At 69.9% G+C, this 23,731-nt stretch carries 25 protein-coding genes; 13 read left to right on the top strand and 12 right to left on the bottom strand.

Annotation, left to right across the window (positions count from 1 at the left end):
• Window positions 1-129 precede the first annotated feature (129 nt).
• Both ACIP6U_RS25200 and argF read left to right on the top strand, forming a co-directional pair.
• Entirely contained in the window at window positions 130-1,353 is a 1,224-nt protein-coding gene (locus tag ACIP6U_RS25200; protein ID WP_401721841.1) for an arginine deiminase, read from the top strand.
• A gap of 102 nt (window positions 1,354-1,455) precedes the next feature.
• Window positions 1,456-2,463 (top strand): ornithine carbamoyltransferase, encoded by a 1,008-nt coding sequence (gene argF, locus ACIP6U_RS25195; RefSeq protein ID WP_401721839.1) that lies wholly within the window; start codon window positions 1,456-1,458, stop codon window positions 2,461-2,463.
• 34 nt (window positions 2,464-2,497) lie between these two features.
• Here argF and ACIP6U_RS25190 read toward each other — a convergent pair whose 3' ends face one another.
• The 7 genes from ACIP6U_RS25190 to ACIP6U_RS25160 form a co-directional block, all read right to left on the bottom strand.
• Window positions 2,498-2,953, bottom strand: coding sequence for an ATP-binding protein (locus ACIP6U_RS25190; protein ID WP_401721837.1), 456 nt, complete (start codon window positions 2,951-2,953; stop codon window positions 2,498-2,500).
• A gap of 253 nt (window positions 2,954-3,206) precedes the next feature.
• Window positions 3,207-4,406, bottom strand: coding sequence for a sulfate adenylyltransferase subunit 1 (locus ACIP6U_RS25185; protein WP_401721834.1), 1,200 nt, complete (start codon window positions 4,404-4,406; stop codon window positions 3,207-3,209).
• 2 nt (window positions 4,407-4,408) lie between these two features.
• Window positions 4,409-5,329, bottom strand: coding sequence for a sulfate adenylyltransferase subunit CysD (gene cysD, locus ACIP6U_RS25180; RefSeq protein ID WP_401721832.1), 921 nt, complete (start codon window positions 5,327-5,329; stop codon window positions 4,409-4,411).
• On the bottom strand, window positions 5,326-5,877 hold the full coding sequence (gene cysC, locus ACIP6U_RS25175; RefSeq protein ID WP_401721829.1) for an adenylyl-sulfate kinase: 552 nt from the start codon (window positions 5,875-5,877) through the stop codon (window positions 5,326-5,328). Before cysC ends, cysD begins: the two co-directional genes overlap by 4 nt.
• 150 nt (window positions 5,878-6,027) lie before the next feature.
• On the bottom strand, window positions 6,028-6,846 hold the full coding sequence (locus ACIP6U_RS25170; protein WP_401721827.1) for a PaaX family transcriptional regulator C-terminal domain-containing protein: 819 nt from the start codon (window positions 6,844-6,846) through the stop codon (window positions 6,028-6,030).
• Between the two features lie 15 nt (window positions 6,847-6,861).
• Window positions 6,862-8,502 (bottom strand): AMP-binding protein, encoded by a 1,641-nt coding sequence (locus ACIP6U_RS25165; protein ID WP_401721825.1) that lies wholly within the window; start codon window positions 8,500-8,502, stop codon window positions 6,862-6,864.
• 289 nt (window positions 8,503-8,791) lie between these two features.
• On the bottom strand, window positions 8,792-8,980 hold the full coding sequence (locus ACIP6U_RS25160; protein ID WP_401721823.1) for a DUF5999 family protein: 189 nt from the start codon (window positions 8,978-8,980) through the stop codon (window positions 8,792-8,794).
• Window positions 8,981-9,251: 271 nt separating this feature from the next.
• On the opposite strand from ACIP6U_RS25160, the gene ACIP6U_RS25155 reads away from it, so the two are divergent.
• The 9 genes from ACIP6U_RS25155 to ACIP6U_RS25115 all read left to right on the top strand — a co-directional run bounded on the left by ACIP6U_RS25155 (window position 9,252) and on the right by ACIP6U_RS25115 (window position 17,748).
• Window positions 9,252-9,683: a DUF6299 family protein gene (locus ACIP6U_RS25155; protein ID WP_401721821.1), complete on the top strand. Its 432-nt coding sequence runs from the start codon at window positions 9,252-9,254 to the stop codon at window positions 9,681-9,683.
• A gap of 127 nt (window positions 9,684-9,810) precedes the next feature.
• Window positions 9,811-10,977, top strand: a complete 1,167-nt coding sequence (locus tag ACIP6U_RS25150) for an NAD(P)/FAD-dependent oxidoreductase (protein ID WP_401721819.1) — start codon at window positions 9,811-9,813, stop codon at window positions 10,975-10,977.
• Window positions 10,974-11,354 carry a (2Fe-2S)-binding protein gene (locus ACIP6U_RS25145; RefSeq protein WP_401721817.1) on the top strand — a complete coding sequence of 127 codons (381 nt, stop codon included), beginning with the start codon at window positions 10,974-10,976 and terminating at the stop codon, window positions 11,352-11,354. The genes ACIP6U_RS25150 and ACIP6U_RS25145 overlap by 4 nt, the downstream gene beginning before the upstream one ends.
• Window positions 11,347-12,750 carry an FAD-dependent oxidoreductase gene (locus ACIP6U_RS25140; RefSeq protein WP_401721814.1) on the top strand — a complete coding sequence of 468 codons (1,404 nt, stop codon included), beginning with the start codon at window positions 11,347-11,349 and terminating at the stop codon, window positions 12,748-12,750. Before ACIP6U_RS25145 ends, ACIP6U_RS25140 begins: the two co-directional genes overlap by 8 nt.
• 92 nt (window positions 12,751-12,842) lie before the next feature.
• Window positions 12,843-13,742, top strand: a complete 900-nt coding sequence (locus tag ACIP6U_RS25135; protein WP_401721812.1) for a dihydrodipicolinate synthase family protein — start codon at window positions 12,843-12,845, stop codon at window positions 13,740-13,742.
• 45 nt (window positions 13,743-13,787) lie between these two features.
• Window positions 13,788-14,789: a proline racemase family protein gene (locus ACIP6U_RS25130; RefSeq protein WP_401721810.1), complete on the top strand. Its 1,002-nt coding sequence runs from the start codon at window positions 13,788-13,790 to the stop codon at window positions 14,787-14,789.
• 40 nt (window positions 14,790-14,829) lie between these two features.
• Complete coding sequence (locus ACIP6U_RS25125) at window positions 14,830-15,510, top strand: GntR family transcriptional regulator (RefSeq protein ID WP_401721807.1); 681 nt, start codon at window positions 14,830-14,832, stop codon at window positions 15,508-15,510.
• Between the two features lie 210 nt (window positions 15,511-15,720).
• Window positions 15,721-16,998, top strand: a complete 1,278-nt coding sequence (locus tag ACIP6U_RS25120) for a methyltransferase domain-containing protein (RefSeq protein WP_401721805.1) — start codon at window positions 15,721-15,723, stop codon at window positions 16,996-16,998.
• A gap of 60 nt (window positions 16,999-17,058) precedes the next feature.
• Entirely contained in the window at window positions 17,059-17,748 is a 690-nt protein-coding gene (locus ACIP6U_RS25115) for a M24 family metallopeptidase (RefSeq protein WP_401721802.1), read from the top strand.
• Here ACIP6U_RS25115 and ACIP6U_RS25110 read toward each other — a convergent pair whose 3' ends face one another.
• On the bottom strand, window positions 17,749-17,994 hold the full coding sequence (locus ACIP6U_RS25110; protein ID WP_401721799.1) for a hypothetical protein: 246 nt from the start codon (window positions 17,992-17,994) through the stop codon (window positions 17,749-17,751).
• A gap of 139 nt (window positions 17,995-18,133) precedes the next feature.
• Between ACIP6U_RS25110 and ACIP6U_RS25105 the strand changes: the two genes are divergently transcribed.
• Window positions 18,134-18,610, top strand: coding sequence for a potassium channel family protein (locus ACIP6U_RS25105; protein WP_401721796.1), 477 nt, complete (start codon window positions 18,134-18,136; stop codon window positions 18,608-18,610).
• A 109-nt stretch (window positions 18,611-18,719) separates the two neighbouring features.
• Window positions 18,720-19,553 carry a helix-turn-helix transcriptional regulator gene (locus ACIP6U_RS25100; protein ID WP_401721793.1) on the top strand — a complete coding sequence of 278 codons (834 nt, stop codon included), beginning with the start codon at window positions 18,720-18,722 and terminating at the stop codon, window positions 19,551-19,553.
• A gap of 4 nt (window positions 19,554-19,557) precedes the next feature.
• On the opposite strand, the gene ACIP6U_RS25095 is transcribed toward ACIP6U_RS25100, so the two are convergent.
• The 4 genes from ACIP6U_RS25095 to ACIP6U_RS25080 form a co-directional block, all read right to left on the bottom strand.
• Entirely contained in the window at window positions 19,558-20,340 is a 783-nt protein-coding gene (locus tag ACIP6U_RS25095) for an SDR family oxidoreductase (protein ID WP_401721791.1), read from the bottom strand.
• 344 nt (window positions 20,341-20,684) lie between these two features.
• Window positions 20,685-21,632, bottom strand: a complete 948-nt coding sequence (locus tag ACIP6U_RS25090; RefSeq protein ID WP_401722350.1) for a glycosyltransferase family 4 protein — start codon at window positions 21,630-21,632, stop codon at window positions 20,685-20,687.
• 99 nt (window positions 21,633-21,731) lie between these two features.
• Complete coding sequence (locus ACIP6U_RS25085; RefSeq protein WP_401721788.1) at window positions 21,732-22,361, bottom strand: hypothetical protein; 630 nt, start codon at window positions 22,359-22,361, stop codon at window positions 21,732-21,734.
• A gap of 37 nt (window positions 22,362-22,398) precedes the next feature.
• Window positions 22,399-23,673: a glycosyltransferase gene (locus tag ACIP6U_RS25080; protein WP_401721786.1), complete on the bottom strand. Its 1,275-nt coding sequence runs from the start codon at window positions 23,671-23,673 to the stop codon at window positions 22,399-22,401.
• Window positions 23,674-23,731: the final 58 nt, after the last annotated feature.

Here is a 23,731-nt window from a genome sequence, read left to right as displayed (position 1 = left end):
CCCCTCCGTGTTTCTCGTCATCGCGACGATAATCCGCGAAGCTGTTAATCGTCAAGGGGACGAGAACAAGGAATCGCGGAAACGGGCGAGTAGGGGGTGAAGTCGGTCATCGGTGGTCAGGATGGAGACATGGCATACCACGTCGACTCCGAAGCCGGGCGGCTGCGCCGCGTCATCCTGCACCGGCCGGATCTGGAGCTCAAAAGGCTCACCCCCAGCAACAAGGACGCCCTGCTCTTCGACGACCTGCTCTGGGTGCGCCGGGCGCGCGCCGAGCACGACGGCTTCGCGGACGTCCTGCGCGACCGAGGGGTCACCGTCCATCTCTTCGGCGACCTGCTCACCGAGGCCCTGGCGATCCCGGCGGCCAGAACGCTCGTCCTGGACCGGGTCTTCGACGAGAAGGAGTACGGGGTCCTGGCCACCGACCACCTCAGGGCCGCCTTCGAGAACCTGCCCTCGCCGGATCTCGCCGAGGTCCTGATCGGCGGGATGACCAAGCGCGAGTTCCTGGACGCGCACCCGGAGCCGACCTCCGTGCGCTTCCACGTGATGGACCTCGACGACTTCCTGCTCGGCCCGCTCCCCAACCACCTCTTCACCCGGGACACCTCCGCCTGGATCTACGACGGCGTCTCCATCAACGCCATGCGCTGGCCGGCCCGGCAGCGCGAGACGGTCCACTTCGAGGCGATCTACCGGCACCACCCGCTCTTCCGTGGGGAAACGTTCCGCGTCTGGTCCGAGGGGCAGGCCGACTACCCCTCCACCATCGAGGGCGGAGACGTCCTCGTCATCGGCAACGGAGCCGTCCTGATCGGCATGAGCGAGCGCACCACGCCCCAGGCCGTCGAGATGCTCGCGCACAAGCTGTTCGCCGCCGGCTCCGCGCAGACGATCGTCGCCCTGGACATGCCGAAGGCGCGCGCGTTCATGCACCTCGACACCGTGATGACGATGATCGACGGCGACACCTTCACCCAGTACGCGGGCCTCGGCATGCTCCGCTCGTACACGATCGAGCCGGGCGTCGGCGACAAGGAGCTGAAGGTCACCGACCACCCGCCGGAGCACATGCACCGCGCGATCGCCGCCGCCCTCGGCCTGAACGAGATCCGCGTGCTGACCGCCACCCAGGACGTGCACGCGGCCGAGCGCGAGCAGTGGGACGACGGCTGCAACGTCCTGGCCGTCGAGCCGGGCGTCGTCGTCGCCTACGAGCGCAACGCCACCACCAACACGCATCTGCGCAAGCAGGGCATCGAGGTCATCGAGATCCCGGGCAGCGAACTGGGCCGGGGCCGCGGTGGACCGCGCTGCATGAGCTGTCCGGTCGAACGTGAGGCCGTATAGCGGCCCTGTGACGCCCCTTACCTGCTGTATATAAATGCGAATCGTCGTATAGACTTCCAGGGTTCCTGTTCCCGCATTCCCTCGCACTCCTGGAGCGCCCCCATGGCGACAGTCCCGACCGCCCTCGCCGGCCGCCACTTCCTCAAGGAGCTCGACTTCACCGCGGCGGAGTTCGTCGGCCTGATCGAGCTGGCGGCGGAGCTGAAGGCGGCCAAGCGGGCCGGGACCGAGACGCGGCACCTGAGCGGCAAGAACATCGCGCTGATCTTCGAGAAGACCTCGACGCGCACCCGCTGCGCGTTCGAGGTCGCCGCCGCCGACCAGGGCGCCTCGACGACGTATCTCGACCCGTCGGGCTCGCAGATCGGGCACAAGGAGTCCGTGAAGGACACCGCACGGGTGCTGGGGCGGATGTACGACGGGATCGAGTACCGCGGGGACAGCCAGGCCAAGGTCGAGGAGCTGGGGGCGTACGCGGGCGTGCCCGTCTACAACGGGCTGACCGACGACTGGCACCCCACCCAGATGCTCGCCGATGTGCTCACGATGACGGAGCACACCACCAAGCCCCTGGCCGACGTTTCCTTCGCCTACCTCGGCGACGCCCGCTTCAACATGGGGAACTCGTACCTGATCACCGGCGCCCTGCTCGGCATGGACGTGCGGATCGTCGCCCCGAAGTCCTACTGGCCGGCCCAGGAGATCGTCGATCGCGCCCGCGAGCTGGCCGAGTCGAGCGGCGCCCGCGTGACTCTCACCGAATCCTTGACGGAGGGTGTCCAGGGGGCCGACTTCGTCGCCACCGACGTCTGGGTCTCGATGGGTGAGCCCAAGGAGGTCTGGGACGAGCGGATCACCGCTCTCGCCCCGTACGCCGTGACGATGGACGTCCTGCGGGCCACCGGCAACCCGGACGTCCGGTTCCTGCACTGCCTCCCGGCCTTCCACGACCTCGGCACCAAGGTCGGCCAGGAGATATACGAGACCCATGGCCTCGACTCGCTCGAAGTGACCGACGAGGTGTTCGAGTCGGCCTACTCGGTCGTCTTCGACGAGGCAGAGAACCGTTTGCACACGATCAAGGCCGTCCTGGTGGCGACCCTCGCCTGACCTGCGGTTTCGCTGTTACGCAGTCACCTTCAGGTCACGCGGAACGCCGCTGCGGCGGCACCACCGGCAGCCTGAACCAGACCGCCTTGCCCGACTCGGTCGGACGGTGTCCGCAGGACGAGCTGAGAGCGCGGATCAGGAGCAGTCCGCGCCCGTGTTCCTGCCACGGGTCGGGCTCCCCGCAGTCGGGCCGGGTCAGGTCCCCGGGCGGCGCCGGGTCCGGGTCGTGCACCTCGACCTGACACCCGGAGGGCATCAGCTCCACCACGAGTTCTATCGGGGAGTCGCCCGCGGTGTGCTCCACGGCGTTGGCGACCAGCTCGGCCGTGAGCAGCTCCGCGGTGTCACTGTCGGCCCCGTACTCCAGCTCGGTCAGCGCCGTGCGCACCAGCGCACGGGCGACGGGCACGGCCGCGGCGGAGTGCGGCAGCGCGATGCGCCAGGAGGCGGCCGAGGAGGAGGGGCGATCGTACAAGGCGGTTCCGTTCATGAGCAGGCTGTCCTGCTTTCAACCTTATGTATGGTACGGCGCCGCCCGGCAGAGTCGTCCGACGGGCACCGTACGGGACCTTCGACCCCGTACCGAGCGGCTTACCCAGTCCAACGCCCCGCCTCGCATGAGTGAGCCCGTTGTTACCGCGTTATTGACGAGCGGTGACAATGGCGCATCGCGAAGATTTGTATCGTCATCCTGACGACAGTCAGGAACAGACCCCGCCCCAGGGCCCTACAGACGACGGGTCCTACAGTTCCACCATGCCCGCCGTCAGCGTCGCCCCGTCCGCCGGGTCGATCACGAGGAACGCCCCGGTGCGCCGGGAGACCGCGTAGTCGTCGAGGGCCAGCGGCTCCGCCGTCCGCAGACCGATCCGCCCCAGATCGTTCGCGCCCAGCTCGCTCACCCCGCCCAGGTCCTTGACGATCGCCTTGACGGTCCTGGTCGTGTGCCGGACCAGCACCCGGTCGCCGACCCGCAACGGCCGATCGGCGAGATGGCAGACGGCTGCCCGGACCTCCTGCGTGAGCGCGGGGGCGCCGACGCCCGTCGTGAGCATGTCGCCGCGCGAGATGTCCAGCCGGTCGGCGAGACGCACCGCGATCGACTGCGGCGCGTACGCCACCTCCGCCTCGGCGCCGAGCACGTCGATGCCGGTGATCTCGGAGTTCGCGCCGGACGGGTGCACGGTGACCCGGTCGCCGACCCGCAGTGAGCCGGACGCCAACTGGCCGGCGTAGTAGCGGAGTTCGCCGTGCCGGATGACGTACTGCACCGGGAAACGGGCGGGCGCGTCGGCCGCCTCCGTGCCGACCGGGACGCTCTCCAGGAAGTCCAGCAGGGACGGACCCCGGTACCAGTCCATGTGCGCCGAACGCTCCACCACGTTGTCGCCGACCAGCGCCGAGACGGGGATCGGCGTGAAGTCGGGCAGGCCCAACTCGCCCGCGTGGCCCGCGAAGTCCTCGACGATCCGCCGGAAGTCCTTCTCCTCGTACCCGACCAGATCCATCTTGTTGACGGCCAGGACCACGTGCGGGACGCGCAGCAGGGCGGCCACGGCCGCGTGCCTACGGGTCTGTTCCACCACGCCGTTGCGCGCGTCGATCAGGACGACGGCCAGCTCGGCGGTGGAGGCGCCGGTGACCATGTTGCGGGTGTACTGCACGTGGCCGGGGGTGTCGGCGAGGATGAACCGCCGCGTGGGCGTGGCGAAGTAGCGGTAGGCGACGTCGATGGTGATGCCCTGTTCGCGCTCGGCGCGCAGGCCGTCGGTCAGCAGGGCGAGGTCGGGGCCTTCCTGGCCCCGGTTCAGGGAAGCCCGCTCGACGGCCTCCAGTTGGTCGGTGAGGATCGACTTGGAGTCGTGCAGCAGCCGTCCGACGAGCGTCGACTTGCCGTCGTCGACCGAACCCGCGGTGGCGAACCGAAGCGTGTCCACGGCCATGACTAGAAATACCCCTCGCGCTTGCGGTCTTCCATCGCGGCCTCGGACATCTTGTCGTCGGCCCGGGTCGCGCCGCGCTCGGTCAGCCGGGAGGCGGCGATCTCGGCGATCACCTTCTCGATGCCGTCGGCGTCGGAGTCGACGGCGCCGGTGCAGGACATGTCGCCGACCGTGCGGTAGCGGACCTGCCGTTTCTCCACGCTCTCCCCGGACTTGGGCCCGCCCCACGCGCCGGCGGTCAGCCACATGCCACCCCGGTCGAACACCTCGCGGTAGTGGGCGAAGTAGATGTCGGGCAGCTCGATCCGCTCACGGGCGATGTACTGCCAGACGTCCAGCTCGGTCCAGTTGGACAACGGGAACACGCGGACGTGCTCGCCGGGCGCGTGACGCCCGTTGTAGAGGTTCCACAGCTCGGGCCGCTGCCGGCGCGGGTCCCACTGGGAGAACTCGTCCCGCAGCGAGAACACCCGCTCCTTGGCGCGGGCCTTCTCCTCGTCCCGCCGCCCGCCGCCGAAGACCGCGTCGAACTTCTCGGCCTGGATCTTCTCCGTCAACGGCAGGGTCTGGAGCGGATTACGGGTCCCGTCCGGACGTTCGCGCAGCACGCCACGGTCGATGTAGTCCTGCACGGAGGCCACATGGAGTCGCAGCCCGTACCGCTCCACCGTGCGGTCCCGGTACTCAAGTACCTCCGGGAAGTTGTGGCCCGTGTCGACGTGCAGCAGGGAGAAGGGAATCGGCGCGGGCGCGAACGCCTTGAGCGCCAGGTGCAGCATGACGATGGAGTCCTTGCCGCCGGAGAAGAGGATCACCGGTCGCTCGAACTCGCCCGCCACCTCACGGAAGATGTGCACCGCCTCGGACTCCAGCGCGTCCAGATGGGAGAGGCTGAAGCCCGTCGCGGGCGGCGTCGCGCTCACACCAACCCCCGCTCCGCCAGCAGCGCGTGCACCGCGTCCGCCGACTCCTCGGGCGTCTGCACCTGCGTCGGCAGCACGAGGTCCGGGTCGAAGGGCGGCTCGTACGGGTCGTCGATCCCGGTCAGGCCGGTCAACTGCCCCGCCGCCTGGCGGGCGTAGAGGCCCTTCACGTCCCGTGCGCTGCACACCTCGATCGGAGTGGCGACATGCACCTCGATGTACGGCGTCGCGCTGGTCTGGTGCCGCTTGCGCACGGCCTCGCGGCTGTCGGCGTACGGGGCGATGACCGGGACGAGGGACAGGACGCCGTTGCGGGCCAGGACCTCCGAGACGAGGCCGATGCGCTGCACGTTGGTGTTGCGGTCCTCTCTGGAGAAGCCGAGTCCCGCGGAGAGGAAGCGGCGTATCTCGTCACCGTCCAGGACCTCCACGCGGTGCCCCTCGGCCTTCAGTCGATCCCCCAGATGGCGGGCGATCGTCGTCTTGCCCGCGCTCGGCAGCCCCGTCAGCCAGACCGTGGCTCCCTGAGTCCTTGGCGTGGTGGTCATGCGCAACAGTCCTCTTTCCTACCGGCGTGCGACGCGTGGAACGGTAGGTAAGAAGTCTGAGAGGAGGTGTTAAGGAGCCTGAGGTTTGGCTGAGTGACTCATGGGACGCCTCTCATGCGCCCGATGAGGAGGGGCCTGTCCGCATGCCCGTCATACGCCCGCGAAACCGGCCCCCGCGGCCCTGAGCCGCTCGTGCAGTCCCCGGAACACCGCCGCCGACCGTGCCCCCGGCCAGTCCTCGGGGAGCAGCCGGGCGGGCAGCCCGGGGTCGACGTAGGGGAGGTGGCGCCAGGAGTCCAGGGCGAGGAGGTAGTCGCGGTAGGCCTCCTCGGGCCGGGTGTCGGCGGCCGGGCGCTCCTGCCACTGCCGCAGCACGCGCGCGTGGCGGTCGAGGAACGCGTCGTGCTCCTTGGCGATGGCGGCCAGGTCCCACCAGCGGGCGACCGCCTCGACGGTGGGCGCGAAGCCCAGGTGCTCGCCGCGGAAGAGATCGACGTACGGGTCCAGTCGTAGTCGTACGAGGGTGTGCCGGGTCTCCTCGTACAGCCGGGCCGGGGCGATCCACACGCCCGGTGCGGCGCTGCCGAAGCCGAGGCCGGCCAGGCGGGAGCGCAGGACGTGCCGTTTCTGCCGCTCCGACTCCGGTACGGAGAACACGGCGAGGACCCAGCCCTCGTCCTCGTGCGGCACCTCCGCGTAGATGCGACGGTCGCCGTCGTCGAGCAACTGGCGTGCTTCGGCCGAGAGTTCGTACCCCGCGGTGCCCTGGGCCGCGCGGGCCGGCAGCAGCAGCCCGCGCCGTTTGAGACGGGACACCGAGGAGCGTACGGAGGGCGCGTCCACGCCGACCGCGGCGAGCAGCCGGATCAGTTCGGCGACGGGCACGGGGCCCGGCACGAAACGGCCGTACGCGCCGTAGAGCGTGACGATGAGAGACCGTGGGGCAGGCTGGTCGGACACGTTGATCATCTTAGGTCGTCGACATCACTGCTGGTCACCATCGGTGTCAACACCGGAGTGATCTTCGGCGTGATGTTCGGTTCGATCGTCGGCGCGCAGTCTGAACCGCTGGAGCTTGCCGGTGGCCGTGCGCGGCAGCGCGTCCAGGAAGACGATCTCGCGCGGGCATTTGTACGGCGCCAGCTCGGACTTGACGAAGGCGCGCAGGGCCTCGGCGTCCCGTTCGGCGCCCTCCTTGAGGACGGCGTAGGCCACCACCGCCTGACCACGGGCCTCGTCGGGCCGCCCCACGACCGCCGCCTCGACCACGTCCGGGTGACGCAGCAACGCGTCCTCGACCTCAGGTCCCGCGATGTTGTAGCCGGCCGAGATGATCATGTCGTCGGCGCGGGCGACGAAACGGAACCAGCCGTCGCTCTCGCGCACATAGGTGTCACCGGTGACGTTCCAGCCGCCGCGCACGTACACGCGCTGGCGCGGGTCGGCCAAGTACCGGCAGCCGACCGGCCCTTGCACGGCGAGCAGCCCAGGCTCCCCGTCGGGCACCGGAGTTCCGTCCGCGTCCTGCACGCGCGCGTGCCACCCCGGTACCGGTTTCCCGGTCGTGCCGGGCCTGATGTCCTCGTCGGCGGCGGAGATGAAGATGTGCAACAGCTCGGTGGCGCCTATGCCGTTGATGATCGGCAGCCCGGTCCGCTCCCGCCAGGCCTGCCAGGTGGCGGCGGGCAGGTTCTCCCCGGCGGAGACACAGCGACGCAGGGACGAGACGTCGTACGCGTCGACCTCGCCGAGCATCGCGCGGTAGGCGGTCGGCGCGGTGAACAGCACCGAGACCCGGTGGGCGGCGATCGCGGGCAACAGCTGCCTGGGGCCCGCCTGTTCGAGCAGCAGCGCACTCGCGCCGACGCGCATCGGGAAGATCACCAGACCGCCCAGGCCGAAGGTGAAACCGAGCGGCGGACTCCCCGCGAAGACATCGTCCCGCCGCGGCCGCAGCACATGCTTCGAGAAGGTGTCGGCTATGGCGAGCACGTCCCGGTGGAAGTGCATGCACCCCTTGGGCCGGCCCGTGGTGCCGGACGTGAACGCGATCATTGCGACGTCGTCGGCCGCGGTCCCGACCGCCGCATACGGGGTGTCGGGCGCCGGACGGTTCAGGAGGTCGCCGGGGGCGTCACCGCCGTACGTCGTGATGCGCAGCCCCGGTATCTCCGCCTTGGCGAGGTCGTCGACGGCCCGTATGTCGCACAGGGCGTGCCCTATGTCGGCGATCCCGCACATCGTGGCCAGCTCGTGCGGCCGCTGCTGCGCCAGCACCGTCACGGCGACCGCGCCCGCCTTCAGCACCGCCAGCCAGCAGGCCACGAGCCACGGTGTGGTCGGTCCGCGCAGCAGCACCCGGTTCCCGGGAACCACGCCGAGGTCGCCGGTCAGGACGTGCGCGAGCCGGTCGACGCGGGCGCGCAGTTCGCCGTACGTCCAGGAGGGTCCCGCGGGGGTGTGGAACGCGGGGCTTTCGGCGTCCGGGCCGGTCAGCAGCTCGGCGGCACAGTTCACCCGATCGGGGTACCTCAGCTCCGGCAGCTCGAAGCGCAGGTCCGGCCATTCCTCGCGCGGCGGGAGGTGGTCACGCGCGAAGGTGTCGACATGCGCCGAGTCGATCATGGCGGTACGCCCCCTTGCCTGGTGGGCGGGGTCCGGGCTCGCGCAACGAGCGTATCGCCTTGGTGACGACAGTCAACGGGGCGCGATACCGCCGGGGGCGGGGAGGTCGTACGTCCGCAGGGCGGAGGGGCGCGGGAGAAGCGGGAGGAGGGGTGCGGACGCAAGGGGGCCGGCGGTGTTCGCATTCTCGCTCGAACCGGCCGGGGCCGCTCGGTGGCGCCCGCTGGGGAGTCGTACGGGGGTGGGGTGGGCAGTGCTGTTACCGCGCCCGCGACCGCATCGGCGTGACTCAGGCCGCCATCGTCAGCGAAGCGACCCGGTGCGGCGCGACCGCGCGGCCGTCGGGGGTCAGTTCACCGGAGTCGTCGAACACGATCGCCCCGTCGCAGAGCAGGCTCCAGCCCTGCTCGGGGTGGGCGGCGACGACATGCGCGGCGGTGTTGTCGGAGGAAGAGCTCGAAGGCTGGTGGGAACACATGTCGCACCTCCAGGTCGGTGGGGTTGCGCCGGTCGGCGTCCCCATGGAAGAGACCATCCTCCCGCCGTGAACTCATCGGAACAGCGCATCGGGAAGCGTGACAACACGCGGACAACTCCCGGACGGTTCCACGACCGTCGGTGCGGACTCGCCACCGAAGGAGTGACGAGCGTGACCATCGGTGTGGACTCGCCACCGAAGGAGTGACGATCACGGCCGTGGGCCCGCGCGCCCGGTACCAGTGGAGGCCCCACACTCAGGAGGTTTCCCCGTGTCCCTGCGCCCCGCGATCCGCACCGCCGTCTGCGCCGCGCTGTTCCTGCTGGCCGCCGCCCCGGCCGCGCCCGCGTCCGCCGACCCCTTCGAGACCGTGACCGTCGACCCGACGGGGTCCATCGCCCCCGACGGCACCGTCACCCTCTCCGGCACCTACCGCTGTCTCGGCAACGGCAGCCCGGTCTTCGTCAGTTCCTCGGTCGCCCAGAGCTCCCCGAGCGTCCGCCACGGCATCGGCGGCACCCGCGCCGTGTGCGACGGCATCGAGCACCGCTGGCAGAACACCGGCAAGACCTCGTCCGACAGCCTCGAACCCGGTGCGGCGAACGTCGAGGCGACGCTGATGGAACTCAACGCCCAGGGCGGCCTGCCGCTGCCCCGCTTCCACGCGGCCCAGCGCGAGGACATCACGCTGACGGAGGGCTGACAGGGAGTTGACGGCCCTGGTGGGCGGTCGACCGTGCGGCTCCCGGTGGCGGAGGGCGGGTCCCTCGGCCGCCGGGGCTCGCGTACGACCCCTTGGCGAGGACAGAGACATGTGACATTGTACTGACGTGAGCAGCCCACTGACCTGCGACGTCGTAGTCATCGGGGCCGGCATGGTGGGCGCGGCCTGCGCTCTCCACGCGGCCCGGGCAGGCCTGCGGACCCTCCTCGTGGACCGCGGCCCCGTGGCCGGCGGCACCACCGGCTCCGGCGAGGGCAACCTGCTCGTCTCCGACAAGGAACCGGGCCCCGAACTCGACCTCGCCCTCCTGTCCCGACGTCTCTGGGCCGACCTCGCCGCCGAACCCGGACTGGGCGAAGCCGTGGAGTTCGAGCCGAAGGGCGGAGTCGTCGTCGCCTCCTCGCCCGAGGGCATGTCCGCACTGACCGACTTTGCCGCCGGACAGCGGGCGGCCGGAGTCGACGCGCAGGTCGTCGCCGCCGAGCAACTCACCGACCTGGAGCCGCACTTGGCCCCCGGGCTCGCAGGAGGCGTGCTCTACCCAGAGGACTGCCAGGTGATGCCGACCCTGGCCGCCGCCCATGTCGTACGAGCGGCCCGACGCGCCGGCGCCGACCTGCGCACCGGGACTGCCGTCACCGACATCCTGCGCGCGAAGGACGGCTCCGTGCGCGGAGTCCGGACCGCGCACGGTGACCTGCACGCCCCGGCCGTCATCAACGCGGCCGGCACCTGGGGCGGCGAGGTCGCCGCGCTGGCCGGAGTGCATCTGCCGGTGCTGCCGCGCCGCGGCTTCGTGCTGGTCACCGAGCCGCTGCCGCGCGGGGTGATCCGGCACAAGGTGTACGCCGCCGACTACGTGGCCGACGTCGCCAGCGGGGACGCGGGACTCCAGTCCTCGGCGGTCGTCGAAAGCACGGACGCGGGCCCGGTGTTGATCGGGGCCAGTCGCGAACGGGTGGGCTTCGACCGGACGTTCTCGCTCCCGGTCGTGCGCAGACTGGCCGCGCAGGCCACCGAGCTCTTCCCGATGCTCGGCAGGGCGCACGCGATGCGCGGCTATCTCGGCTTCCGGCCCTATCTGCCGGACCATCTGCCGGCCATCGGGCCCGACCCCCGGGTGCCGGGGCTCCACCACGCGTGCGGTCACGAGGGCGCGGGCATCGGACTCGCGGTCGGTACCGGGCACTTGATCGCCCAGACGCTGACCGACCGGACACCTGACCTCGACCTGACGCCGTTTCGCCCGGACCGTTTCGAGGAGGGGGAATGAGACGAAATCCAGGCGGAACCAAAGGTGTTGGCCGAGGTGAAGCCTCGCGCGGTACTCCGCTGGAGCTGGCCCGGGCCCACCCCGGACCGGCCTTCACCGTCACCGTCGACGGCCGTGAGATCGACGCCCTGCCTGGCCAGACCGTCGCCGCCGTGCTCTGGACGGCCGGCATCACCTCCTGGCGCGGAACCCGCGGGAGCGGCGCACCGCGCGGAGTCTTCTGCGGGATCGGCGTCTGCTTCGACTGCCTCGTCATCGTCAACGACCGCCCGAACCAACGGGCTTGCCTCGTCCCGGTCCACCCCGGCGACACGATCCGCACCCAGGAAGGCACCGGCCATGACGACCTCGCCCGGGACGACGGCGGCCATGACTAGCGCCGACCTCGCCGTGATCGGCTCGGGCCCCGCCGGGCTCGCCGCCGCGCTCACGGCCGCCGACCGGGGTGTACGGGTCACCCTCCTCGACGCGGGTGCGCAGGCGGGCGGGCAGTTCTACCGGCAGCCCGCGGCCGGGCTCCGCGCCCGCAGACCGCAGGCGCTGCATCACGCCTGGGGCACCTGGGAGGCGCTGCGGGACCGGTTGGCCACGCATGTGGCGGCGGGTCGGATCACGCACCTGGCGGACCGTCATGTCTGGTTCGTGGAGCGCGAGTTCAGGCCGGGTCGCGTCGGCGCCCACGCCCTGCTCGGCCCCGGCCAGCAGACCTCGGAGACGGTCGCCGCCGATGCCGTCCTCCTGGCCACCGGCGGCTACGAGAAGGTGCTGCCCTTCCCCGGCTGGACGCTTCCCGGAGTGGTCACCGCGGGCGGCGCCCAGGCCATGCTCAAGGGTGGGCTCGTCCTGCCGGGGCGCACGGTGGTCGTCGCGGGGACCGGCCCGCTGCTGATGCCGGTCGCGGCCGGGCTCGCCGCGGCGGGCGCCGAAGTCGTCGCGTACGTCGAGTCCGTACGCCCCGCCGGTTTCGTACGGCATGCGACCACCCTCGCCGCGCATCCGGGCAAGGTCGTCGAGGCGGCCGGGTACGCCTCCCAACTCCTGCGGCACAAAGTGCCGGTGATGGTCCGTCACACGGTCGTGGCGGCCCACGGCACCGATCGGGTCGAGGCCGTCACCGTCGCCGCGCTCGACTCCGCCGGCCGGGTCAGGCCCGGCACCGAGCGGCGGATCGACTGCGACACCTTGGCCGTCGGGCACGGCATGCTCGCGCACACCGACCTCGCGGAGTCCCTCGGCTGCGCGATCGATGACACCGGTGACCCGTTCGTGGTCACGGACGCCGAGCAGCGGACCGACGTCGACGGAGTCTGGGCGGCGGGTGAGGCCACCGGGATCGGGGGAGCGGTGCTGGCGCTCGCCGAGGGTGAGATCGCCGGGTACTCGATCGCCGCCCATATCAAGGGAGTTGAACCCCGGTCCGACGGCTGGGCGGCAGCCACCCGCACCCGGTCCCGGCTACGGCACTTCTCCGCCGCCCTCGCCACCGCCTACGCCCCGCCCGCCCACTGGGTGGACCAGGTCACCGACGACACCGTCGTCTGCCGCTGCGAGGAGGTCCCGGCGGGCGCGATCCGCACGGCCACCGCCGAACTCGGCGCCACCGACCTGCGTACCGTCAAACTCCTCACCCGCGCCGGAATGGGCTGGTGCCAGGGCCGGATCTGCGCGCCCGGAGTCGGCGGAGTCGCGGGCTGCTCGCCGGGACCGGCCAAGCGGCCCTTCGCCCGGCCGGTACCGCTGGAGGTGCTGGCCCGGGAACCGGAGGGGCCCTGAGCGGCGCCCATTGGCCGGCCAGGCCTCCCGATCACCCTCACCCAGGACATCCGTCAGCGAAACGTCACCCCCATCGGAAAGTTGAGGCTCCCATGACCGTCACGCCCCCTCACCCCGTCTGGCGCGGCGTCCTCGTCGCCACCGCGCTGCCGCTGCACGACGACCTGAGCGTCGACTTCGACGGGTTCGCGGACCACTGCCGATGGCTCGTCGAGAACGGCTGCGACGGGGTCGTCCCCAACGGCTCGCTCGGCGAGTACCAGGTGCTCACCGACGAGGAGCGCGCCCGGGTCGTCGAGACCGCCGTCGCGGCCATAGGCGGCGACAAGGTCATGCCGGGTGTCTCGGCCTACGGTTCCGCCGAGGCCGCCCGCTGGGCCCGGCAGGCGAAGGAGGCGGGGTGTGCCGCCGTCATGCTGCTGCCGCCCAACTCCTATCGGGCCGACGAGCGTTCGGTGCGCGCGCACTACGCCGCCGTCGCCGAGGTCGGCATCGACATCGTCGCCTACAACAACCCGCACGACACCAAGGTCGACCTCACCCCCGAACTCCTCGCCGAACTGCACGCGGCCGGGCTCATCAAGGGCGTGAAGGAGTTCTCGGGCGACCCTCGACGCATCTACCAGATCCAGGAACTCGCCCCCGAACTCGACGTGTTGATCGGCGCCGACGACGTCCTGCTGGAGCTGGCCGTGGCCGGCGCCAAGGGCTGGATCTCCGGCTACCCCAACGCCCTGCCGAAGTCGACGGTCGAGCTGTACCACGCGGCCGTCAAGGGCGACCTGGCCACCGCCGTACCCCTCTACCGCCACCTGCACGCGCTGCACCGCTGGGACTCCAAGGTGGAGTTCGTCCAGGCGATCAAGCTCTCCATGGACATCGTCGGGCGCCGCGGCGGTCCGGTCCGGCCGCCCCGGGTGCCGTTGCTGCCGGAGCAGGAGAAGGCCGTCCGCGAGGCCACCGAGAAGGTCGTCGCCCTCGGGCTCTCCTGACCCGTCCCGCGCCCCACCGAGGCCGCGCCACCGAGAGGAACTCCCATGCGCAGCAAGCTGGTTCTGCACGCCGTGGACTCGCACACCGAGGGCATGCCCACCCGCGTCGTCACCGGCGGTATCGGCACGATCCCCGGCGCCACGATGGACGAACGCCGGCTGTGGTTCCGCGAACACCGCGACGACGTACGGCACTTCCTCATGGACGAGCCCCGCGGGCACTCCGCGATGAGCGGGGCGATCCTCCAGCCGCCCACCCGCCCCGACTGCGACTACGGCGTCGTCTACATCGAGGTCTCCGGCTACCTCCCGATGTGCGGCCACGGCACGATCGGGGTGGCCACCGTCCTCGTCGAGACCGGCATGGTGCCGGTCGTCGAGCCGGTCACCACCGTCCGCCTGGACACCCCGGCCGGCCCGGTGGTCGCCGAAGTCGCCGTCGAGGACGGTGCCGCGAAGGCCGTCACCCTCCGCAACGTGCCCTCCTTCGTCGTCGGCCTGGACCGCAAGGCGACCCTCGCCGACGGCCGCACGGTGACCTACGACCTGGCCTTCGGCGGCAACTTCTACGCGATCCTGCCGCTCGACCAGTTCGCACTGCCCTTCACCCGCGACCGCAAGGACGACATCCTCGCCGCGGGACTCGCCCTGATGGACGCGATCAACTCCGAGGCCCCGCCCGTCCATCCGGAGAACCCGTCCATCAACGGCGTCCACCACGTCTACCTCGCCGCACCCGGCTCGACCGCCACGCACTCGCGGCACGCGATGGCCATCCACCCGGGCTGGTTCGACCGTTCCCCGTGCGGCACCGGCACCTCGGCCCGCATGGCCCAGCTGCACGCCCGCGGCGAACTCCCGCTGCACCAGGACTTCTTGAACGAGTCCTTCATCGGTACGTCCTTCACCGGCCGCCTCGTCGAGACCACCGAGGTCGCCGGCCGCCCAGCGGTCGTGCCCACCATCACCGGGCGGGCCTGGATCACCGGCACCGCGCAGTACCTTCTTGATCCGGCCGACCCGTTCCCGTCCGGCTTCGTCCTCTGACCCCGCTCCTCCTCCCGCAGCCGAGGAAAGGACCCCTCCCATGGCCAAGGCCGCCGCACGGTCCCGCCCCGCCCTGCCCCTCCTCGGCGGCTCCCGTCCCAGCTACCGCGAGAGCGTCGCCAACGCCCTGCGGGCCGCGCTCGTCGCCGGTGAACTGCGCCCCGGCGAGGTCCACTCCGCCCCCTCGCTCGCCGCCCGCTTCGGCGTCTCGGCCACCCCCGTGCGCGAGGCCATGCTCGACCTCGTCAAGGAGGGCCTGGTCGACACCGTGCCCAACAAGGGCTTCCGGGTCACCGCCGTCTCCGAGCAGCAGCTCGACGAGTACACCCACATCCGCTCGCTGATCGAGATCCCCACCACCACGGCGCTCGCCGCCACCGCCGACCCCGCCGCCCTCGAAGCGCTGCGCGCGGACGCCGAGGACATCGTCGGCGCGGCGGCCGACGGCGACCTCATCGCCTACGTCGAGGCCGACCGCCGCTTCCACCTGGGCCTGCTCGCGCTGGCCGGCAACCAGCACCTGGTCGAGGTCGTCGGCGACCTGCGCAAGCGGTCCCGCCTGTACGGCCTGACCGCGCTGGTCGAGCGGGGGCTGCTGACCTCCTCGGCCGAGGAGCACCTGGAGATCCTCGACGCGCTCCTCGCCCGGGACGAGGACCGGGTCCGTGCCGTCATGACCCGCCACCTCGGCCATGTGCGGGGCGACTGGGCCGCCCGCTGACGACTCCGACGCCGGCCGGTTCGCCGGGCGGCCGTGGACGGCGTGGCGCATCATGGGCACTGCACCCGCGGGGGAAAGTGGCGCGCTGCGCACCTGCGGGGAGATCGACGTCGCAGGGCCGCACCTGCGGCCATTTTCGTGCCATTGCCTGTGCATATGCGGTCATGGCGCGTGGTCGCTCGGGTACGGTCGTCCGGGAGGTGGTGGCCCGTGATCCAGGTCGTGGAGCACGCACAGGGCGAGGGGCCCTACGCCGTCGGCGCCGCGCTGGCGGCGGCCGGACTGCCGTACCGGATCTGCCGGACCTGGGCCGGGGAGCCGGTGCCCGACTCGGTCGAGGGGCTGGCGGGTCTGGTCGTGATGGGCGGGCCGATGGCGGCGTACGAGGACTTCCCGGGACGCTCCGCCGAACTGGCGCTGCTCGCCGCCGCGTTGGAGGCCGAGGTGCCGGTGCTCGGGGTGTGTCTGGGGGCGCAGCTGCTGGCCGTCGCCGCGGGCGGTACCGGCCGCCTCGGGTCGGGGACGCAGGTCGGCTGGAGCGACGTACGGACGGCGCCCGCCGCGGCCTCCGACCCGCTGTTCGCCGGCGTCCCCGAGCGGCTGCGGGTGCTGCACTGGCACGGCGACACCATGGACCTGCCGGCCGGGGCGACGCTGCTGGCCTCCTGCGAGCGGTATCCGGTGCAGGCGTTTCGGGTGGGCGGCTCGGCCTGGGGCATGCAGTTCCATCTGGAGGCGGACAAGGCGACGATCGACGCCTTCGTCGCGGCCTTCCCGGAGGAGGCGGCCACCGCCCCCGGGCTGCTGGAGTCCGCGCCCGCCGAACTGGCCGCCGTGGCCCCGCACCGGGACGGCGTGTTCGAGCGCTTCGCCGCGTTCGTGGCGGACCGCGCCGAACAGACCGCCACCCGGGCCTTCTTCACCCACCGGGCGGCCACCTGGGAGGAACGCTTCGCGGCCGACCAGCCCCGGTACACGGCCGCGGTCGAGCGGATGGGACTGCGCCCTGGACAGTCGGCCCTCGACGTCGGCTGCGGCACCGGCCGCGCCCTGCCCGCCCTCCGCGCACAGGTCGGTGACGCGGGCGTCGTCCTCGGCGCCGACCTCACGCCCGCGATGCTGACGGCGGCGCGGCGCGAAGGCCGCGCGGACCTCGCCCTGCTGCTGCTCGCCGACGCCACCCGGCTGCCGCTGGCGACCGCGACTCTGGACGGCGTCTTCAGCGCGGGCCTCGTCGACCACGTGCCCGACCCCGCGGCGGCGCTGCGCGAGTGGGCCAGGGTCACCGCGCCCGGCGGCGTCCTGCTGCTCTTCCACCCCTCCGGCCGCGCCGAACGCGCCGCCCGCCACGGCCGGCCCCTCGACCCCGCCGACCTGCTGGCCGAGGAGAACCTCCGCCCGGCCGTCCGCGCCGCCGACTGGGACCTGGTCCACTACGAGGACGCCACCCACCACTTCCTGGCCCGCGCGGTCCGCGTCCACCCCTGAGCGCGCGCGGACGGCGAAATCACATTGCCGGAAACGATCAGACGCCGTTACGTTCGGCCCATGGCGGACGACGAACCCACGCGCGCGGCGCGACTGCTGGACGCGCAGGCCAAGGCCGAACGACTCTTCGCGGAGATCGAGACACGGGGACTGGTGGCGCCCGGCGCGGGCGAGGGAGCGGTCAGCGACCGGATCCGCGACCTGGCGAACGACCTCTTCGGCACCACCCGCCACTGGCACAAGCGCATCGTCCGCTCCGGCCCCAACACCCTCAAGCCCTACCGGGAGAACCCGCCGGACCGGGTGATCGAGGCCGACGACATCGTGTTCGCCGACTTCGGCCCGATCTTCGAGGAGTACGAGGCCGACTTCGGCCGCACCTTCGTGCTCGGCGACGACCCGGTCAAGCGCCGCCTGCGCGACGACCTCCCCAAGGCCTTCGCGGCCGGCCGGGCCTTCTACGAGGCCGACCCCGACATCACCGGCGCCCGCCTCTACGCCGAGGTCGACCGCCTCGCCACCGAAGCCGGCTGGGAGCTGGGCGGCTGGCACGCCGGACACCTCGTCGGCGAGTTCCCGCACGAGACCATCGACGGCGCGGACACGGAGTCCTACATCACCCCCGCCAACGACACCCCGCTGCGCCGCACCGACAAGGCCGGCCGCGTCTGCCACTGGATCCTGGAGATCCACCTCATCGACCGCGAGCGAGGCTTCGGCGGCTTCTACGAGGAACTGCTCGACCTCTGATCAGCCGGGCCCGGGGGACGCGGAACCGGGGGACGACACCCGCACCGCCCGGCTCCCGCAGCGCGGGCAGACGGCCACCGCCAGCGGCGAGCTGAGGGGCTCGTCGTTCTCGTCGACGTACTCCTGGATGTCCGGACGGCCGGGATCGGTGAAGAACATGAGCTCGAAGGTCCGTTCCCAGGTGTGGCCGCAGTCGCCGCAGGTGAAGACGAACGTCTCGGTCACCGCGTCGGGCTCGGCTGTCATGGCGCAAGGCCATCATCCGACCGCGCCCCTCACCACCGTCCGGACCCGTCCGGGTGAGCGCCCGCCGATGGGGTGACGGCGGCGGTCCGCAGGCGCGCCGGGCCCGGGCGGCGGCCGTGCGTCGCGCAGGATCCGGACCATGGTGCCCGGACTGTGGACCAGGACGGTCGCGCTGCTGCTCGGCCGGCAGGGACGCTCGCTGCACTTCAAGGCTGCGGGCGGGGCGACCGCCGTCCTCGTGGTGGTGATGCTGGTCGGCTCGTACGTGGTCGTGGCCGCCGAGCGGGGTGCGCGCGGGGCGCAGATCACCTCGTACCCCAGGGCGTTGTGGTGGTCGATCGAGACGGCGACCACGGTCGGTTACGGGGACTTCTTCCCGGTGACCCCGTGGGGCCGCGTCATCGGCTCGGTGGTGATGGTCGTCGGGATCACCGCGTACGGGATGGTCACCGCGGCCCTCGCGACCTGGTTCGTGGGCCGGGACGACAAGCGCCGCCGTCACCTCGCGCGCGAGGCGGAGGACGCGGCGCGTGCGATGCGAGAGGAGGCGACCCGGGCCCTGCACGCGCGCTTCGACCGCCTTGAGCGGCTGCTGGAGGACCGGGGAGACCCGTAGGACGGCCGTGTGCGCGGACAGGGGGACACCCCGTAGGGCGGCCGTGCGCGAGGACAGGGGAACCCCGTAGAGCGGCCGTGTGTACGGCGCCGGGGGTACTGTCGCTCGTATGCGGAACGTGCCTGTCAACGCCCTCGGGGACTTCCTGCGGGCCGGCCGCTCCCGCCTGGAACCGGCCGATGTCGGGCTGCCGGTCGGTGGCGGCACCCGTCGGGTCAAGGGGCTGCGGCGGGAAGAGGTGGCCGTCCTCGCGGGGGTGAGCGCCGACTACTACATCCGGCTGGAACAGGGCCGCGAGACCAACCCCTCGCCGCAGGTCGTCGACGCGCTCGGCAGGGCGCTGCGCCTGGATACCGACGCGCGCGGTCACCTGTTCCGGCTGGCCGGCATCAATCCCCGCGCGCAGTCCGCCGGCCCGCGCGACCAGGTGCACCCCGATCTGCTGCGGCTGCTCGACGCCTTCCCGACGGCCGCGGCCTACGTCCTGGGCCCCGCGTTCGACATCCTCGCCACCAACGTCATCGCCGACGCCCTGCTGTCCCCCTTCGCGGGGGAGACCAGCATGCCGCGCATCCTGTTCACCCACCCGCTGGCCCAAGAGGTCTTTCCCGACCGGCAGTTGGTGACCTCGGCGACCGTGTACGCGCTGCGGCTGAACGCGGCCCGGTTCAGCGACACCCCCGAGATCGACGCCCTGGTCCGTGAACTGCTGGAGATCTCGGGGGAGTTCAGGACCCTGTGGAACGACCAGACGGTCCGGGCCCTCACCCGCGCCTACAAGGTGTTCGTCCACCCCGAGGTCGGCCGCGTCGAACTCACCTACCAGAGCTTCGACGTACGCGACGCCCCCGGCCAGGAGCTGCTCGTGGGCTCGGCGGAACCGGGAACCCGCAGCGCGGAGGCCCTGACGTACCTCGCGTCGATGGCGGCTCCGCGCCACTGAAGGGTCAGTTCTGGACCGTGGGGCGTACGACGATCTCGTTCACGTCGACGCCCGCGGGCTGGGCGATCGCGTAGCCGACGGCCTCGGCGACCGCCGCCGCGGGCAGCCCGATCAGCTCGGTGGCGGTGCGTGCCGCGCCCTGCGCCTCGGCGTCGCCACCCTTGTCGGTCAGCTCGGAACGTGTGAAACCGGGGCTGACGACGGTGACCCTGACGTCGGAGTTCTCCTGCCGCAGCCCCTCGGACAGGGCCCGCACCGCGTACTTGGTCGCGCAGTACACCGCGGCCGTCGGGTCAACCCGGTGGGCGGCGGTGGACGCGATGTTCACGACGTGCCCGGAACGCCGCTCCCGCATCGACGGCAGCACGGCCGCGATCCCGTACAGCACACCCCGCAGATTCACGTCGATCATCTGGTCCCACTCCTCCACACGCAGGGCGGCCAGCGGGGCGAGCGGCATCACCCCCGCGTTGTTGACCAGCACGTCGACGCGCCCGTGCCGAGCCAGCACGGCCTCGACGAAGGCACGGACGCCGGCCCGGTCGGTGACGTCCAACTCGGCGTGTTCGGCGCTGTGCCCGGCCTCCCTCAGCTCCTTGGTGAGCAGCGCGAGCCGGTCGGTGCGGCGGGCCCCGAGCACGACATGGTGACCGACCGCGGCGAGCCGACGGGCGGTCGCCGCGCCGATACCGCTGGACGCTCCCGTCACGATGACGATCTTGGGGGTGGTCGGGGTGGTCGGGGTGGCCGGGGTGGACGGGGTGGCCGGGGTGGAGGCGGTGTTCACGGGGGTCTCCTGGGGGATACGGGGAGCGGAACTGAGGGGGCGGGCGCGGAGTCGGCGACTGCGCTGAGGGGGTCGGGCTCGGAGGCGGCGACCGCTGACGATCCGCGTCCTCGCCCGACGATCCGAGTCTTCGCCCGCCCGCCTCGACGAGGAAGGCCGTACGGAGGTGGGTGCCGCGCACCCTCCCTCAGGCCCAGGCCCTCCCTCGGTCCCCCTCGGTCCGCACCTCGCGCCCATGGGCAATGGCTGTGCGCCGACGCACAAGCGGCACGGCCGGAGCCTTGGCGGAGTCGTCGGATCGGAACTGGTCGCCGCGTGGGGACGGCTCCACTAGAACTGCATCGCTATAGAAAACCATCGACCGAGTTGGCAACCGGAAGTCCTGCCGCTGATCGGTAGACGTCCAGCATCCGTGAAGATTTCACACTGGAATCAAATCTGGCCGCCATTTCGCCTGATGTTCGAGACAGCTTGGTGAGCAGTTCCCGGTCGGTGATGAGCGCTTCGATTTTCTGTACGAAAGTGTCTTCGTCGCCGTAGGCGCAATCTGACCCGAAAAGCTCTTCGTACGGCGAGATGTCGCGCAACAGGATCGGCAGCTCGACTGCTGCGGCTTCCAGGACGGCCATAGGGCAGTTCTCTTGTAGCGACGGCAAGAAAAACAGGTCCGCCGCAGCAAGTCGGCGAAGCACCTCGAAGCGGTTTATTGGCCCGGTGAAATGTGCATTGCTTGGCGCGTCTGCAACAAGTTGCCGCATCTCGGTTCGGCGATCGGCGAGCGGGCCGAAGATCATGCCTCCGATCCAACAGAAATCGGCTTGTGGCAACGCGCGGGCACATTCGATGAAAGTGGCAATACCTTTTCTCGGCTGTACCTGGCCGACTCCGACGATGAGGAACTGATCCGGCTTGATACCGAGCCGCTCACGATAATCATCCCGGAGACCACTCAGCTTGCGTACGGTGGCAACATCTATCGAGTTGGGAATGACGTGAATCGGCTTGTGCACCCCCATACTCTCAAGCTCGATCTTCACGCTCCGACTCACTGCCACAACTGCGTCGGCAGAATTATAGGATGCGCGTAGATGTCTCATGAATGCGGAGTGCCAGTACCGATCGCCACGAAGACTGCCACGCAGTGACCCCGCCGTCAGATGGGCGGTGATCACGCGAATCGGACCGGACCTCAGAAGACTCAAGGCGTACGGACCCACGGTGTGTGCGTGTTGAATATCGGCCCGCCGCAGGCTGTTCGTCAGGACATCGACCTCGGGCACATGGCGAAGCATGGCGACGTCTTCGACGTAGGCGGAGTGCACTCCGTGGCCGCCCACGGTGAATGCGGATTCCGACAGTACGTTTACTTTCATTTTCCGGGATGCGCCTTATTACGGGGGTGAGACAGGGCTTGTGTAGAGGGATCGGGCGCGCTTGTATGCCCGGTCGCTTGCCCTCCAATTCTCCAGTCCGGCCTGAATCAACATATAGGTAATAAGGCCGAGGCCGAGAATGTTGAAAGTGCTGAAATTTACGACGATGTTTCCCCAGTGCTTTCCGCTGGCGTATCTGTGAAATGTTTCAAGTCCGCTGAGGAAGGCCAGCGTTACGAATCCGAATCCATTGATCAATTGCATCAGAAAAACGCTTCGCCTATTTCGGTCCTCGTGTGAGTTGATTTGTGACTCGAGAAGCGCCTGCCTTCCCATTGTGTGGTTTATTTTAGACTCCAAGAACTTCTTGTACCCAGCCCGCTTTTCCACCTCGGTGTAGACCTGGATCAGGTAGCCGAAAGTCATGGCAAGTCCATAGGGTGCGAAAACCAGGACTAACCAGTTTTTTCCATGGTTGTGGTTGATTCCCCCGATGGTCAGAGCTCCGACGGCGATGATCCCTGAGAAGTTGACGAATCGATCGGCTGTCATCAGGAATTCACGCATCGCTTTTGTCAGATCTGCTACCTCGGCAAGCATGATCCGCAGATGTTGGTCGTCCAGAGATTCGCCGACGGTGGCATCCACCGCAAAACGGTCGGTTCCCGACTGTCCAAGCACAACTCTACGTGTCATGAGAATCCCTGAATCTAGTAGTCTTTGGGCCGCTCATTTGAAGAGCTTGATAGGTGGCGGCCACGTGGTCCGCGTACTGGATCGGGGTGTACTTTTCGGCAGCCAGCCGTGCGTTCGCTCCCAGGCGATGTCCGGTCTCTGGGGCGCGGATGATTTGGACCAACTCTGCACCGAACGCCGACTCCGACGTGGCGACACATCCGGTTACTCCATGCTGAACTGCGAGTTCTGGATCCAGAACAACGGCAGGGATTCCAGCCAGAGCCGCTTCGCCGATCACTAGGCCTTGAGTTTCGGACAAGGCAGGATGCGCCAAGACCGCGCAACGTTCGAGTGCATGCCCGACCAGCTCCCGTGGAAGAGGTCCGGAAAAGGCAACCGCGTGCGAAATGTGCAGCGAATCCGTAAGGCGTTGATAGTGGAGCCTGGCACGCCCACCGCCGATCACGTTCAGTCTTGCGTGCGGATGCGCGGGCAGGACATGGTGCGCCATCACCCGTAGCAGCGCCTCAAGGTTCTTTTCCTTCGAGAGTCGCCCCACAAAGCAAATAGCCGCATCTCCGCTGTGCAGCAGCTTGCGCAATGAATGCAGGTGAGTCTTCGACTTGGGGTCAAGTTCCTGAAGAGGGATGGGTGCGGTAGGAACAACGCGCATCAACCTTTTGGGCAGCAGATCCGCGATGTTTGAAGCCGCTTTGGTCGAAGGGGCGATGACGTAATCAAATAGCGTAAAGGTCTCGCGCAGCATCTGGCGATAGTGCTCAGTGGCCCTCTTCCGTGCCGCCAAAGCGATGACCGTACGCAGGAGCAACTTCACGGCATCGGCCGACATGCGCATGGGAACGCTCGCCAGATACATGATGGGGATGCAGAGATTCAGGATGGGATAGGCCTTGCGATAGGCCTCCAAGTCGGTGTGCCAGGTGAGGACGCATTTGATCCCGAGGTCTCGGCAGTGACTGGCCGCCAGTAGTCCGAGAGAGCCCAGAGTGTGTACATGGACAATATCGGGACTGAAATTCTTGATGATTCTCTTCACGGCGCCGATCGGCGGCCAGCTGAACCTGTAGTCCCCGTATCCGGTGAAAAAGGAGGCGACAAAGTAGGTCTTGTATGCGGCGGGCGGAATGGGTGCAGTCGGTCGTGGTGCGACCACGGCCACCTCATGCCCCAACTCGCACAATCCAGCAGCCAGGGAGATGACGGATGCGGCAATCCCGTCCCGATTCGGTGCAAAGTTGTCCGAGACAAGCAGAACGCGCATGCAATGCGACCCCCCTTCCGGCCCCCGATGCTACTGCCGAGAAGCGACATCGGTCCGG

It is taken from the genome of Streptomyces sp. NPDC088794 (assembly GCF_044750545.1).
Lineage (GTDB): Bacteria > Actinomycetota > Actinomycetes > Streptomycetales > Streptomycetaceae > Streptomyces.
Note: the sequence above shows the minus strand (reverse complement) of the source record. Positions and strands in the feature narration are given on the sequence as shown.